This is a genomic window from Bradyrhizobium sp. WBAH42 (assembly GCF_024585265.1).
Lineage (GTDB): Bacteria > Pseudomonadota > Alphaproteobacteria > Rhizobiales > Xanthobacteraceae > Bradyrhizobium.
Genome location: NZ_CP036533.1, coordinates 5,491,079 through 5,506,087 on the forward strand (window position 1 = coordinate 5,491,079; position 15,009 = coordinate 5,506,087).

Annotated in this window: 12 protein-coding genes; all 12 read right to left on the reverse strand. The window is 66.4% G+C overall.

The annotated features are described in order from the left end of the window. Nucleotides 1–40 precede the first annotated feature (40 nt). A complete protein-coding gene (gene bamA, locus DCG74_RS25710) occupies nt 41–2,566 on the reverse strand; it encodes an outer membrane protein assembly factor BamA (protein ID WP_172783579.1) in 2,526 nt (841 codons plus the stop codon). Between the two features lie 175 nt (nt 2,567–2,741). Then, the gene (gene rseP / locus DCG74_RS25715; RefSeq protein WP_172783578.1) at nt 2,742–3,893 is read right to left on the reverse strand and encodes an RIP metalloprotease RseP; all 1,152 of its coding nucleotides are present in this window, start codon (nt 3,891–3,893) and stop codon (nt 2,742–2,744) included. Between the two features lie 44 nt (nt 3,894–3,937). Then, nucleotides 3,938–5,161 (reverse strand): 1-deoxy-D-xylulose-5-phosphate reductoisomerase, encoded by a 1,224-nt coding sequence (dxr, locus tag DCG74_RS25720; RefSeq protein ID WP_172783577.1) that lies wholly within the window; start codon nt 5,159–5,161, stop codon nt 3,938–3,940. 4 nt (nt 5,162–5,165) lie between these two features. Continuing rightward, nucleotides 5,166–6,008: a phosphatidate cytidylyltransferase gene (locus DCG74_RS25725; RefSeq protein WP_172783576.1), complete on the reverse strand. Its 843-nt coding sequence runs from the start codon at nt 6,006–6,008 to the stop codon at nt 5,166–5,168. After that, nucleotides 6,005–6,763 (reverse strand): isoprenyl transferase, encoded by a 759-nt coding sequence (locus DCG74_RS25730; RefSeq protein WP_172783575.1) that lies wholly within the window; start codon nt 6,761–6,763, stop codon nt 6,005–6,007. Before DCG74_RS25730 ends, DCG74_RS25725 begins: the two co-directional genes overlap by 4 nt. A gap of 12 nt (nt 6,764–6,775) precedes the next feature. Beyond that, nucleotides 6,776–7,339 carry a ribosome recycling factor gene (frr, locus tag DCG74_RS25735; protein ID WP_025036556.1) on the reverse strand — a complete coding sequence of 188 codons (564 nt, stop codon included), beginning with the start codon at nt 7,337–7,339 and terminating at the stop codon, nt 6,776–6,778. 69 nt (nt 7,340–7,408) lie between these two features. Continuing rightward, nucleotides 7,409–8,125 carry a UMP kinase gene (pyrH, locus tag DCG74_RS25740; RefSeq protein WP_172783574.1) on the reverse strand — a complete coding sequence of 239 codons (717 nt, stop codon included), beginning with the start codon at nt 8,123–8,125 and terminating at the stop codon, nt 7,409–7,411. 60 nt (nt 8,126–8,185) lie between these two features. After that, a complete protein-coding gene (gene tsf / locus DCG74_RS25745) occupies nt 8,186–9,109 on the reverse strand; it encodes a translation elongation factor Ts (protein WP_124158103.1) in 924 nt (307 codons plus the stop codon). 133 nt (nt 9,110–9,242) lie between these two features. Beyond that, nucleotides 9,243–10,238, reverse strand: coding sequence for a 30S ribosomal protein S2 (locus tag DCG74_RS25750; RefSeq protein WP_172783573.1), 996 nt, complete (start codon nt 10,236–10,238; stop codon nt 9,243–9,245). 212 nt (nt 10,239–10,450) lie between these two features. Continuing rightward, nucleotides 10,451–13,081, reverse strand: a complete 2,631-nt coding sequence (locus tag DCG74_RS25755; protein ID WP_172783572.1) for a caspase family protein — start codon at nt 13,079–13,081, stop codon at nt 10,451–10,453. A 189-nt stretch (nt 13,082–13,270) separates the two neighbouring features. Next, a complete protein-coding gene (locus DCG74_RS25760; protein ID WP_172783571.1) occupies nt 13,271–14,041 on the reverse strand; it encodes a carbonic anhydrase in 771 nt (256 codons plus the stop codon). Between the two features lie 389 nt (nt 14,042–14,430). Further along, nucleotides 14,431–14,970, reverse strand: a complete 540-nt coding sequence (locus DCG74_RS25765; RefSeq protein ID WP_257187435.1) for a DUF2846 domain-containing protein — start codon at nt 14,968–14,970, stop codon at nt 14,431–14,433. Between the last annotated feature and the right edge of the window lie 39 nt (nt 14,971–15,009).

Below are 15,009 nucleotides of genomic sequence, written 5' to 3' on the forward strand. Positions count from 1 at the left end.
AACCGGCTCCGGCGATCCGGATCGTGCCGTGCTGATCGAACTAGAAAGTGGTGCCGCCGCCGAACCGGAACTCCTGCGTGCGGTCGTACTTGCCCTTGCTGAGCGGCACGGCGTAGTCGAAGCGCAGCGGTCCGAACGGCGACTGCCAGATCACGCCGACACCGACCGACGAGCGAACGACCTTGCTGTCGTCATATACGAGACCGGTGCAGGTCCCGGTGCTGTTCGGATTGATGGTCGACGGGATACAGCCCGGCACGTTGACCTCGTTGGTGGCGGTCCAGCTCGTCGGTCCCTTGTAGTCGTAGAGGCCGCCGGCGTCGGCATAGACCGCGCCCTTCAGACCCACTTCCTTGGGCAGGAACCAGAACGGCATCTGCAATTCGAGCGAAGCACCCCAATACTTGGTGCCGCCGAGCGCATCCTGCGTGCCGAAGGGGTTCAAGTCGCGCGGACCGATGCCGTTCGGGGCAAAGCCACGAACGAGGTTCGGGCCCATCTGGAAGTGGTCGAGCATGCGCAGATCGTTGCCGATCTTGTTCAGCATGCCGCCTTGCAGGCGGACGAGGCCGACGATGTCGGAGACGAGCGGCGTGTAGTACTTCGCGTCGACCACCGACTTCAGATAGGAAACGTCGCCGCCGACGCCGGCGAAGTCCTGCCGGAAGTCGACGAGCAGACCATCGGTCGGGTTCTTGTTGTTGTCCAGCGTGTTGTAGGTCAGCGTGTAGCCGAGCGCCGAGGTCAGAGTCTTGCCGTTGGCCAGCTCCTTGCGGACCGGCAGCGAGGCTTCGCCATCGTTGTAGCAGCCGAGGCCGTTGGTGGATGCAGCCAAGGGCGTACCCGTCGCCGCCGAGTAGGCCGGACTGGGGTTGAATGCCGATGACAGCGGGTCGTTGTTACAGTTGGCCAAGTAGCTCGGCAGCGTGATCTCTTGCCGATAGATCGAGTAGCGCACCTGGAGCGAGAGATCTTCACGCAAGGAGAAGCCGAGTCGCGGCGAGAAGCCGAGCGTCCTGGTGCCGTAAGAGATGTAGCTGTTGGACTTCTGCTCACGCTGATAGAGGTCGAGGCCGAGCGCGACGCGGTAGTCGAGCAGATACGGCTCGACGAACGACAGCGAGTAGCCGCGGGCATACTGGCCATAGGTCACCGACGCCTTGGCGAACAGGCCGCGACCGAGCAGGTTGCGCTCCGAGATCGAGACTTCGGCCAGCGCGCCGTCGGTGGTTGAGTAACCGCCCGAGACCGAGAAGTCGCCGGTCGATTTCTCTTCCATGTCGACGATCAGGATGACGCGGTCGCTGGACGAGCCCGGCTCGGTCGTGATCTTCACGGTCTTGAAATAGTCGAGGTTCTTCAGGCGCCGCTCGGCACGGTCGACCAGCGCGCGGTTGTAGGCGTCGCCTTCCGAGATGTCGAACTCGCGGCGGATCACGTAGTCGCGCGTGCGGGTGTTGCCGCGCAGGTTGATGCGCTCGATATAGGTGCGCGGGCCCTCGTCGACGTTGAACACGACGGACACGGTGTGCGCTTCGAAGTTGCGGTCGCCGCCGGGCCGGACCACGGCGAAGGCATAGCCGCGCCGGGAGGCCTCGATCTGCATCTCCTCGACCGACTTCTCGACCAATTCGACGTTGTAGAGCGAGCCGACATTGATGCGCGAATAGCCGCGCATCGAGCTCGGATCGAAGTTCGGAATGCTGGTGCGGAAATCGACCGAGCCGACGCGGTATTGCTGACCTTCCTCGATCTTGAAGGTGACGTTGAAGCCCTTCTTCTCCGGATCGTACTCGGTGAGCGCCGCGACGACCTGCACGTCGGCGAAGCCGTTCTTGAGATAGAATCGGCGGATCAGATCGCGATCGGCTTCGACGCGATCGGGATCGTAGACGTCACCGCTGCCGAGAAAGCTCAGCAGATTCGTTTCGCGCGTCTTGATCACGTCGCGAAGGCGGTAGGACGAGAAGGCATTGTTGCCGACGAACTCGATCGACCGGACGCCGGTCTTGACGCCCTCCTCGACCGTGAAGATCAGGTCGACGCGATTGTTCGGCTGCTCGATGATCTCGGGCGTGACGCGCACGTCGTAGCGGCCGGAGCGGCGATAGATTTCGGCGATTCGGAGCGTGTCCGACTGCACCATGGCGCGGGAGAAGGTGCCGCGTGCCTTGGACTGGACTTCAGCGGTGAGCTGCTCGTCCTTGATCTTCTTGTTGCCCTCGAAGGCGATGCGGCCGATCACCGGGTTTTCCACCACGGAGACGATCAGCTGGCCGCCGGAACCGCGGTTGATCCTGACGTCCTGGAACAGGCCGGTCTCGATCAACGCCTTGAGGCCGTCGTCGATGGCGGCCTGATCCAGCCGGCCGCCCGGGCCCGGCTTGAAATAGGAGCGGATCGTCTCCACCTCGACGCGGCGATTCCCTTCGACGGAAATCGACTGAACGGTCTGAGCGAGCGCAGACGAAGACACGAAAACAGCCCCAACCGGGGCAACCACCGGCGCGCCGAACAAGATCAGGGTCGCGATCAAGCCCCCCCGGAGTCGCAGTCCAAACTTCATCGCGCAACGCGCCCTTATCATTCCGTGCCAGACCCACCCCAACGCCGGTCCGGAGATTCCCCAAGTTCAGGCCGCTTGTAGCCAATTTCGCCGACGCCGCAAACGGCCGAAAGCGCCGTAATTTCAATTTCATTCCAAGACGTTGCTCAACAGCAACGCCACAAAAAAGCCCCTATCAGGAGGCCGCCATCCGCAGGATGTCGTTGTAGGTCGCGAACACCATCAACATCAGCACGAGGCCAAGGCCGATTCGGAACCCCATTTCCTGGGTCCGCTCGGACAGGGGCCGACCCCGAACCACCTCGGCCGCATAGAACATCAGGTGGCCGCCATCGAGCAGCGGGATCGGGAACAGGTTCAAAAGGCCGATCGAGACCGACAGCACCGCGCAGAGATTGATCACGAACTGGAACCCGGCGCTGGCCGCCTGCCCCGACATTTTCGCGATTCCCAGGACTCCGCTGACCTCGTTCGGATTGCCCTGGCCGACGAAGAGGGAGCCCAGGAACTTGAAGGTGCTGGTGATGATGAACCAGACCTGCTCGACGCCGATCTTGAGCGCTTCACCGACGCCGACCGGGGTGGTCGAGGCCTCCCCGGCCTGCGACTTGTGCTCGACGCCGAGAACGCCGAGACGGTGGCTGTTGCCGAACGGGTCCTTGCGCTCCAGCAGCGCCGGAGTCGCGGTCAGCGAGACGATGGCACCGTCGCGCTTCACCTGGAAGGTAAGCGCCGAACCGGCGTTCATCGCAACGATTCGCTGCATGTCGGCAAAGCTCTCGATCGGCTTGCCGTCAATCTGGACGACGACGTCGCCGACCTTGAAGCCGGCCGCAGCCGCCGCGCCGTCGGCGACGACACCGTCGACCCGGGCGATCGTGCTCGGCTTGCCGTAATAGAGGGCCATTCCGGCGAAGATCAGCGCGCCCAGGATGAAATTGGCGATCGGCCCGGCCGCCACGATCGCCGCGCGGGGGCCGACCTTCTTGTGGTGGAAGCTGCCGGCGCGCTCCTCGGCCGTCATGGCCGCCAGCGTCTGGGCCGACGGGGTCGAGGCCTCGCTCTCGTCGCCGAAGAACTTGACGTAGCCGCCGAGCGGGATCGCCGAAATCTTCCAGCGGGTGCCATGGCGGTCGTTGAAGCCGACCAGCTCGGGGCCAAAGCCGAGCGAAAAGGTTAACACGCGCACGCCGGCCCAGCGCGCGACCAGGAAATGGCCGAGCTCGTGGAAGAACACGACGATGGTCAGGACGAACAGGAAGGGAACCGCGTAGCCGAGGAGCCCATGGCTCAACGTATTGAAACTATGGACGAAAAAGTCGATCATCGAATTCCCTCACCCAGCGCCGCAAGGCCCTGGTCCCGAACCAACTAGGATGCCTTTAAGGCAATTTGAGGCAATAGGGCGGCGGCCCTATTTCGCGCAACATGGTCAACAGAGATTGCATCGTCCGCCGACATCAGGGGCGCCTGGTTGCCGCCCTTGATCCAATCCTCGAGCGTCGCCTCGACCAGCCGGGCAATCGCGCCGAACCGGATCTTGCCGGCAATGAAGGCGGCGACCGCAACCTCGTTGGCGGCGTTGTAGACGGTTGTCGCGCCCTTCCCGGTCCGGAGCGATTCGTAGGCCAGCCGCAATCCGGGGAAGCGCTCGAAGTCCGGCGCCTCGAAGGTCAGCTGGCCGATCTTGGCAAGGTCGAGCTTGGCGGCCGGGCCCTTGATGCGATCGGGCCAGCCGAGGCAATGGGCGATCGGCGTCCTCATGTCGGGCGCGCCGAGCTGGGCCACGACCGAGCAGTCGGAAAACTCGACCATGCCGTGGATGATCGACTGCGGATGAACCAGCACGTCGATCTCGTCCGGCGAGAGCGCAAACAAATAGGACGCCTCGATCACTTCAAGGCCCTTGTTCATCATCGAGGCCGAATCGATCGTGATCTTCTGGCCCATGCTCCAGTTCGGATGCTTCAGGGCCTGCTCGAGCGTCGCCTGCTCGATGTCCGCAGGCTTCCAGGTCCGGAACGGACCGCCGGAGGCCGTGATGATGACGCGGACGAGCTCGTCGCGATTGCCTGAGCTCAATGCCTGGAACAGCGCGTTGTGCTCGGAATCGGCCGGCAGGATGCAGGCGCCCGCTTTTGCCGCGCGCTGCATGAAGAAGTCGCCGGCGCAGACCAGGCACTCCTTGTTGGCGAGCGCGACATGCGCGCCGCGATCGACCGCGGCAAGCGCCGGCTTCAGCCCGGCAGCGCCGCTCACCGCCGCCATCACCCAGTCCGCCGGGCGCGCGCCGGCCTCGATCACCGCACTTTCGCCGGCGCCGCATTCGGTGCTGGTGCCCGCCAGCGCGTCCTTGAGCTCGGCGAGCTTGGAGGTGTCGGCAATCGCGACATAGCGCGCGTTGAATTCCTTGGCGAGCTTGGCCAGCGCTGCGACATTGCCGTTCGCCGTCAGCGCCTCGACACGGTAGCGCTCGGGCGAGGCGCGCAAGAGGTCCATCGTGCTGTCGCCGATCGAGCCGGTGGCACCGAGGACTGTGACGCTGCGAATGTCAGACGCAGCAAGCCTGTTGTTACGCAAGGGAACGGCGCTCATATCCTCACCAAACCATAAGACCGCTTCCGGCGCTATGCACACCATGGCGGAGAAAGCCGATAATCCATGCCGCCAGGATGGCGGCGACAAAACCGTCCAGGCGGTCCAGTAGTCCGCCATGGCCGGGAATTAAGTGACTGGAATCCTTGACACCGAAGCGCCGCTTCACGGCGGACTCGAAGAGATCGCCGAGCTGCGACACCACCGACAGGACGGCACCGACGAGCAGCAGTGGAACCGCTTTTCCGATCCCGCAGGCGGCAAAGCCGGCGGCGACCGCAAGGCTCGCCGCAAAACCGCCGAGCGCGCCGGCCCAGGTCTTTTTCGGGCTCACGCGCGGCCATAATTTCGGACCGCCAATGCTGCGTCCGGCGAAATAGCCGCCGATGTCCGTCGCCCAGACCACCAGCAGCACGAACATCAGCGCGGAGAAGCCGTTGACGAGATCCTTGCGCAGCAGGATCGAGGCCAGCAGCGCCGCCGCCGCATAGGCAAATCCGCTGGCCGCCCACAAGAACTTGCCCCGCGCGATCAGCGTCACGAGCGCGCCGCCGATCAGGCCGGTGACGACGGAGGTCTTGAGCGCGCCGAAAGCGACGGAGGCTCCCATCATGGCGATCACGACCGTCCCCGCCCCGGTCAATGCGGCCGATCCTGCGCCCACCACCATCAGCCATTCGGCAAACAGCCCGATCGAGACCAGGGTGACGAAAAGCGCCCACAGCCAGCCGCCGGCATAGGCGATCGCAATGGCCAGCGGCGCCAGCACCAGCGCCGCGAGGACCCGCATCACCAGATTGCTCGGGGCAGGCTTGGCGCCCACCGGTGCAGAATCGGGTTCGTTCACGAGGCGGTCTTCGCAACCAGGCCGCCGAAACGGCGCTCGCGCCTGGCAAATTCGGCAATCGCGCTTTCCAGCGCCGCCTTGTCGAAGTCGGGCCAATGGATCGGCGCGAACACGAGCTCGCTATAGGCGGCCTGCCACATCAGGAAGTTCGACAGGCGCTGCTCGCCGCTCGTGCGGATGATGAGATCGGGATCGGGGATGTCGGGCGCGTCGAGATGCGCGCCAAGCGTCTCGGCGTCGATCGTGGCAGGATCCCGCCTGCCCTCCGCAACCTCGCGGGCGAGCTTCCGCGCCGCCTTCGCGATCTCCTGCCGCGAGCCGTAATTGAAGGCGACGACGAGCGTCAGTCGCGTATTGTCGCGCGTCAGCTCCTCGGCCTCGTTCAGCAAAGCGCAGATGTCGCTCTCGAGCCCCTCGCGCTCGCCGATGATGCGGACCTTGACGCCGTCGCGATGCAGGCTCGCCAGATCGTTGCGGATGAAGCGCCGCAGCAGGCCGAACAGGTCGCCGATCTCGCTCGCCGGACGCGACCAGTTCTCCGAAGAGAACGAGAAGATGGTGAGATAGCGGATGCCGAGCTCGTGCGAGGCGCGCACCACACGGCGCAATGCGTCCACGCCGCGACGATGCCCTTCCGCGCGCGGCAGACCGCGCGCGGCCGCCCAACGCCCGTTGCCGTCCATGATGATGGCGACATGCGCGGGCGCCTCGGACCGGTCGGGTCCTTCCGTTGCGGGCGCGGCGGCGTTGGACATGAAGGCGATGCCTTAAACGGTGAGGATTTCTTTTTCCTTGGCGGCCAGCAACTGGTCGATCTCGGCGATGGTGCCGTCGGTCGCCTTCTGCACCTCGTCGGCGTGACGCTTCTGATCGTCCTCCGACATCTCGTGATTCTTCTCGAGCTTCTTGAGCACGTCGAGACCGTCGCGGCGGACATGGCGCGCGGCGACCTTGGCGGCTTCGGCATATTTGTGCGCGACCTTCACCAGCTCCTTGCGGCGCTCCTCGTTAAGCTCGGGAATGCGCAGGCGCAGCACCTGGCCCTCGGTCGCCGGCGACAGGCCGAGATTGGAATCGACGATCGCCTTCTCGACGGCCTTGACCATCGACTTGTCCCAGACCTGAACCGAGATCAGTCGCGGCTCCGGCACGCTGACGGTGGCGAGCTGATTGAGCGGCATGTGGCTGCCATAGGCCTCGACCTGCACCGGATCGAGCATCGAGGCAGAGGCGCGTCCCGTGCGCAGGCCGCCGAGCTCGTGCTTGAGCGAGGCGACGGCGCCCTGCATGCGGCGCTTCACTTCGTTGAGGTCGAAATTACCCGTGGCCATCACGTTTTCTCCTTCAAAATCCCGGCGACCGCTCCGCGCCGTTCCCTTTCGGGCGCGCCAGTTGAGCCGTCAGCCGGCGACGATGGTTCCGTGGCCGACGCCACGCAGAATCGCGCCGATCGAGCCCGGCTCCGCGATCGAGAATACGATGATAGGCAGCGATGTCTCGCGGGCAAGCGCGAAGGCGGTCGCATCCATCACCTTGTAGCCGCCCTCGATCGCCTGCGAATGCGTCAGGCGGTCGAACCGCGTGGCGGTCGGATCCTTCTTCGGATCGGCCGAGTAGACCCCGTCGACATTGGTGGCCTTCAGGACCGCCTGCGCGCCGATCTCGGCGGCCCGCAGCACCGCCGTCGTGTCGGTGGTGAAGAACGGATTGCCGGTCCCGCCGCCGAGCAGCACGATGCGGCCCTCGGCCAGGTATCTGTGTGCCGCGGTGCGGGTGAACAGCTCGGAAATCTCGGGCATGACGAAGGCCGACAGCGTCCGAGCCGGCGTGCCCTTGCGCTCGATCGCCGCTTCCAGCGCGAGGCAGTTCATCATGGTGGCGAGCATGCCCATGGTGTCGCCGGTGGTGCGCGACACCCCGCGGGATGAGACCTCGACGCCGCGGACCATGTTGCCGCCGCCGATTACGACCGCGACCTCGGTGCCGAGATGGCGGGCCGCGATCAGATCGTCCGCAACCCGGTCGACGGTCGGCTGATCGATGCCAAAGCCTTGCTGTCCCGCGAGATATTCGCCGGACAGCTTGATCACGACGCGACGATAGACCGGATCAGTCATGAGCACTTTCCTTGTCCGGGCGCCGCTTCCGGCGGCACGCCGGAAGGAACGTTCCGGCGCTTACTTCTTGCCGCTGGCCGCGGCGACCTCGGCCGCGAAGTCGCTTTCCTGCTTCTCGATTCCCTCGCCGAGAGCATAGCGCACAAAGCCGGCGATCTTCACAGCGCCGCCGACCTTGCCCTCGGCCTCCTTCACCGCCTGCGCCACCGACTTGCCGGTGTCGTGGATGAAGGCCTGCTCGAGCAGGCAGACTTCCTTGTAGTAGGTCTTGAGGCCGGACTCGACGATCTTCTCGATCACGTTCTCCGGCTTGCCCTGCTGACGGTACTTGTCGGCCAGCACGTCCTTCTCGCGCTTGACCACGGCCGGATCGAGGCCGGAGGGATCGAGCGCCAAGGGGTTGGCAGCGGCGACGTGCATCGCGATCTGACGGCCGAGCGCTGCGAGCTCGTCAGCCTTGCCCGGCGATTCCAGCGCCACGATCACGCCCATCTTGCCGGCGCCCTCGATGACGGCCCCGTGAACATAGTGCGAGACAACGCCCTGGCTCACCTCGAGCTGGGCGGCGCGGCGCAGCGTCATGTTCTCGCCGATGGTGGCGATCGCATCATTGATGGCGGTTTCGATCGTGACGTCGCCGACCTTGGCGGCCTTGATCTTCTCGACGTCGGCGCCGACGTCGAACGCGACCTGCGCGATCATCTTGACCAGGCCCTGGAACTGGCCGTTGCGGGCGACGAAGTCGGTCTCGGAATTGACCTCGACCACGACGCCCTTGGTGCCCTTAGTGAGTGCGCCGATCAGGCCCTCGGCCGCGACGCGGCCCGACTTCTTGGCGGCCTTGGACAGACCCTTCTTGCGCAGCCAGTCCTGCGCAGCTTCCATGTTGCCGTCGTTTTCGGTGAGCGCTGCCTTGCAGTCCATCATGCCTGCGCCGGTCGATTCGCGCAGGTCCTTGACCATCGCAGCTGTGATCGTTGCCATCGTTGAAAATCCTTTGTGCCTGCTGGTTTGCCGCGGCGCGGCATCAAATCGCCCCGCCGCGGTCCATCTCAGGAAGTCGCGTCAACTGAAATGGTGGCCGGATCCTATCCGGCCAACCCATCGCTCTTTTTGACTATTCCGCTTCCGCGGTCAGCGCCTTGGCCTTGGCCACCCAGGCATCCGCGCGGCTCGGCAGACCGACTTCTTCGCCGATCGTGTGCGCGGTGTCGTGGTCGAGCTCGGCGAGCTGCCAGTAGTGGAAGATGCCGAGATCGTTGAACTTCTTCTCGATCGCACCCGACACGCCCGGGAGCTTCTTGAGGTCGTCGGCGGTGCCGCGGGGACCCGCAAGGCCCTGGAAACCGCTCGAGGACGCTGCCGGCAGCTCTTCGGCGAGCGGCTTGGCCGACGCTCCGATGTCGACGCCCGAATCGCCCTGCGCACGCGAGATGCCGTCGATCGCCGCACGCGCGATCAGATCGCAGTACAGCGAGATGGCACGGCCGGCGTCGTCATTGCCCGGCACCACATAGGTGATGCCCTTGGGGTCCGAATTGGTGTCGACGATCGCGGCGACCGGGATGTTGAGCCGCTGGGCCTCCTGGATCGCGATGTCTTCCTTGTTGGTGTCGATCACGAAGATCAGGTCGGGCAGACCGCCCATGTCCTTGATGCCGCCGAGCGAGCGGTCGAGCTTGTCGCGCTCGCGCTGCAGCGTCAGGCGCTCCTTCTTCGTGTAGGAATTGGCTTCGCCGCCCGAGAGCACGTCGTCGAGGTGACGCAGGCGCTTGATCGAGGCCGAGATCGTCTTCCAGTTGGTCAGCGTGCCGCCGAGCCAGCGCGAATTGACGAAATACTGCGCGCAGCGCTTGGCCGCGTCGGCAACGCCGTCCTGGGCCTGGCGCTTGGTGCCGACGAACAGGATGCGGCCGCCCTTGGCCACCGTGTCGCTGACCGCCTGGAGGGCCTGGTGCAGCATCGGCACGGTCTGGGCGAGGTCGACGATGTGGATGTTGTTGCGGGTGCCGAAAATGAACGGAGCCATTTTCGGATTCCAGCGGTGAGACTGGTGACCAAAGTGCACGCCAGCTTCCAGCAGCTGACGCATAGTGAAATCGGGTAGTGCCATCGTTCTAGTTCTCCGGTTGGTTCCTCCGGAAACGTGTGAGCAAAACGGAGCGTTCTCGCCCCGGCTGCCACCGGACGGCCTTGTGAGCCATGTTTCCGTGTGAGATGGCGCGCTATATAGCGCCATTTCGGCCAGAAGCAAGGAAATAACGGGCCTTTGGGGACGCCTCTAGGCTGCGCTCGCTTCCGAGCGTCCCCTGCCCCTTGAGCCTCCTAACACTTTGGCTGGCCCGGCGGGCAGCTCTTCGGTGGCGGGCCGGCCGGCCGCGGAGGCGGATGCGGCGCTGCGGCCATCGGCGGCGGCGCCGGTCGGGCGACCGGAGGTGGTGGCGGCGGCGCTGGCCGTGCGACAGGCGGCGGAGGTGGTGCCGGCCGCGCCATCGCGGGCGGAGGCGGCGCCGGCCGGGCAACAGGTGGCGGCGGTGGCGCCGGCCGCGCCACGGCGACGGGCGGAGGCGCGGCCCGCGGCGGCGGGGGTGGCGCAACCCGCGGCGGAGGCGGCGGCGCCGGCCTTGCCAGAGCCTGAGGATGCGGAGGCGCAGCGGCGGGCCTGCCGGCCTGCGGCGGCGGTGGCGCTGGTGCGGGCCGACGATCCTGAACTCCGGACGGTGTCCGCGCCGCCACGGGTGGCGGCGGAGGTGTCACGGGTTTGACCGCCGTCGGGGCGGCGGGCTTGCCGGTGGCCGCGCTCGGCGGCGGCAAAGCGCCCGGCTGAGGCCCGCCCGGCCTGCCGCGCAGGTCTGGCACAGGCGGGGTCGTTGTCCCCGGCCTGGGCAGGGCCGCGGACGGATTCGTCGCGTTTCCGGAAGCCGGTGGGTGATTGGGCGTCGTAGCCGCGTTCGGCTGCGGCGGTGGGACGTTGCCGCTCGGCGCCGTGGCGGTCGCGGCAGGCTTGCCTGGGGATGGGACAGTCCCGGGCGCGGCCCCTGCTCCGGCCGGCGGCGGCCCGCCGGGGGTGCCGGGCACGGGCAGCGTATTGGCCTGCGGCAACTTGGTCGGCGCCAGCGCTTGCGGGGGTGCAGCGGCGCTGCCGGCGGGCGCGGTCGCGGTCGGAAGAGGTGGGCCGCCCGGCGTCCCCGTCCCGGGCGCCGCTCCGGCCGGCGGGCTGCCGGGCGCTCCCGGCGCCGGCACCGTATTGGCCTGCGGCAGCTTGGCGCCTGCGGGCGGCGGCGCCGTCGTGCCAGGCGCAACATTGGCCGGAGCCGGTGCCGCGAGACCCGGCTTCGCCGTCGGCTGGATCGTCGCGCTCGGCGGCATCGGCGCCTTGCCCTGCTGGATCAGAGCGGCGCGCTGGACCACCGCCTGCGGCACGGCCGGACCTGCCGGCGTGGCGCGGCCGGCAACCGCCGGCGCCAGATTGCCCGGTCCGGGCGCCGGCCCCGCGGCCGGCGGCGGTGCCGGCGGGCGGTTGATCACGGTGTTGATGACCGTCGTGTTGTGGATGTTCTGATAGATGATGTTGTTCGGCGGCGGCGCGACATAGACCGGCGGCCTGACGAATACCGGGATCGGCACGAACACCGGCTGCGGCAGCACGAACAGGCCGACCACGGGCAGTGGCGGCGGCAGCACGACGAAATCCGGCGGCGGCGGCGGCAGGTAATAGACCGGCGGCGGCGGTGGCGGCGCGAAGCCGAAATCGGGATCGCTGAAATACAGCACGGGACGGTCGACATAGACCACCTCCTCCGGCGGCGGTGGCGGCACGTCGTAGTCGATCATCGCGAAGCTCGGCGGCGGCTCGGGCGGCGCGGTGAGGATCGCAAGGCGGCGCCGTGCGTCTGCCGCATGCGGCCCGCGCGGATAGCGGCGCAGATACGACCAATAGGCCTCCGGCGTGTCGGTGCGGTAGGTCCGCCGCCAGGTGATGGCTTCGCGGCGCGCGGCAACGATCGCCATCACGCGCTTGGCGAGCGGGTCGTTCGGATAGGCCGCGAGAAACTCCTCATAGGCCGGCAGCGTGTCGCGCTCGAGCGCGGCGGCATAGGCATCCTGCACGCCGAGATCGCGGATCGGCTTGCTCCGGATCGCGGCGACTTGGTCGGGCGCAGCCGCCGGCGGCGGCGCATCGGGCGCGCGCTCGAAGAACGAGAATGGCGCCGAGATCTTCTGCTCGTTCCAGGGCACCTGCGCGCCCTTGGAGGCCTCGTTGACGCGCAGGCGGACGCGGTCGAACACCTCGGGCAGCGGCAGGCCGCCGGTGCGGATCATCTCGGCGAGCGACTGCGCATAGATGCCGTAGGGCCCCGGCTCCTCCGGCGCCACCGTGCCGGGCGCGGCGTTGAAGGCGATCAGCATGTTCGGCTCCGGCTCGACCAGCGCCAAACCGCTCGCGATCGGCTGTCCGCCCTCGATGAAGGGCTGCGCCCGGGCCGCGTCGAGCACCACGACATTGGCCTTGAGCGGAATCGAGGCGAGCTGGCGCGCATAGTCACTGATGCGCAAGGCCTCGGTCGGTATGTCGGTGTCGCGGCTGATGTTGGAATCGACCGGGATGAAATAGTTCTCGCCGGCCAGCTGCACGCCGTAGCCGGCAAGATAGATCATCGCGACGGTGCCCGGCCCCGACGCCTGGGCCTTCTGGATGAAATCGCGCAAGCTCTTGCGCAGCGTGTCGCCGTCGAGATCGCGCGCGCCGACCACGTCGAAGCCCGCCGCCTGCAGCGTTTGTGCGATCAGGCCAGCGTCGTTCGCGGTGGTCGCCAGCGGCGATTTGGCATAGGCGCCGTTGCCGACCACGAGCGCGATGCGCTTTTCCTGCTGCTGGGCACGCGCCTGTTGCGGCGCGCCCAGGGCAAGGACCGCCAGGAGAAGGCAGAGGAAGACTTTGAGCGTCCCGCGCATGGCTGTGCCCGCTTTTGTTGTTGAGGTGGCCACCGCGTATCAGGCGCGCGGCCAGCTGAATGGCACTTGAACGAGATGCCCGGATTGGGGCGGTGGCATGGCGCCGCCACCCAAGTCAACTCCACGTCGAACCTGCACGTCGGGCGCAAGCCTCGCGACCGCACTGCGGCGCGAGGCTCCCCGGCCCGTTCAGCCCTGGGCGATCAGATCAACCGTGCCCGTCGTTAGCCGGTAGATGCCGCCGACGACCTTCACCTTGCCCTGCTCCACGGCGGCATTGAGGATGGGCGCGGCCGTCTTCAGCTTGGCGATGTTGTCGACCACGTTCTGCCGGATCGCCTTGTTGAGCACGTCCCCGCCCTGCTGCATCGCCGCCTTTGCGGCGGGCGCGATCGCATCGACCAGCGAGGGAATGTGCCCCGGCGGCGACGTATTGTCCTTGATCGCCTTCAGCGTCGCATCCACCGCGCCGCAGGCATCATGGCCGAGCACGAGGATCAGCGGCGTGTTCAGCACCGCCACCGCATATTCCATGCTTGCGATGGTCTCGGTGCCGGCAAAGTTTCCGGCGACGCGACAGACGAACAGGTCGCCGCGACCCGTGTCGAAAGCGTATTCCGGCGCGATGCGCGAGTCGGCGCAGCTCAGCACGGCCGCGAACGGGTTCTGCCCGCCGGCCAGCGCCTCGCGCTCGTGCTTGAAATCGTGGCGCCGCGACACGCCGGCGACGTAGCGCCCATTGCCCTCCATCAGCCGCTTCAGCGACGCGTCGGGCGACAGCACATTCTGCGGCTTCGGCGGCTGCTTGGCGTCCTTGGCCAAGGCGCCACTGGCGAAAGCTCCACCGGCGAAAGCCATGCCGAACGCGGCGGCGCCAAACAGCATCGCCGATCGCCGCGACGGCGCGATGTCTTGAGGCAGAGTTTCGTGATGAAGAGCGTCAGAGCACTTGTCGCACATGTGACATTTCCTCCGGGTCAGTGGACGATGAAGCGTCGCGAAGATAGGTGCGCCGATATGAAGAAATAACAAATGTAAATTGATGCAACCGATGATTGCTGCACCGCGCTATGCTGCAAGCCGAAACGCGTGGCCCATCGCGCCCGACGATTGCACAGACCTGCGTCCGTCTGCAGGCATTCGAGATCCGCCCGCCAAAAGAGTGATCCAAAAAAATTGCGACAATTCTTTTTCTCGACGAATGCGGCACGCATTCATGCGCAGATCGTGCTCGAGCAACGATCCATCACGGCGATGCTTCGTCAATATCTCTTCGCGCTCCAGAGCTGCTGCGCGTCCACAAGCCCCGTGCCCGGCGCGATCAGAAGCACGTCATCGTACCGCGCGCCCTACTCGACGGCTTCCAGCTCCGCGAGTTTCGTGCGCGCGGTTGCCTCATCCAGAGCAACGATCTCGCCCGGCCCGAGATTGGCCTCGCCCGCCGTCGCGACCGACACGACCGCAAGTCCGGCCAAACCGCCGAGCACGGCGCCACCCATGGCGGCATCGTGCCTGGCGCTGCTCTTGATCAGGTAGAAATGCGTCCGGCCTGCCTCCATGACGATCTCGCGCTTGGTCTCGCCCGGAAACATCAGTTCAGTGACCAGCACGTCGTGACGTCCCGCAGGCCGGTCGGCATAGGCATATTTCCCGGCCACGATTTTTCCGAGCGGCGCACCGTCGAGTTTCACCTCGCAGGCGCAAATAGCCATGCTCAGGCCGTTCCTCTTGTCCTGCAGGAACACCACACGCGCGTGCCCTGCGCGCGGAGGACCGACCTTTTTAGACACCGACGCAAAGTCCGTTCCAACCTGATTGCTGACGCACCCCGTCAGCATGGCACAAACGGCCAACAACAACCCACCCTGTCGCAGCATCACACGCCCCATTCCATTCCCCGGGGCACATGCTAGTCGGAATCAGCGCTG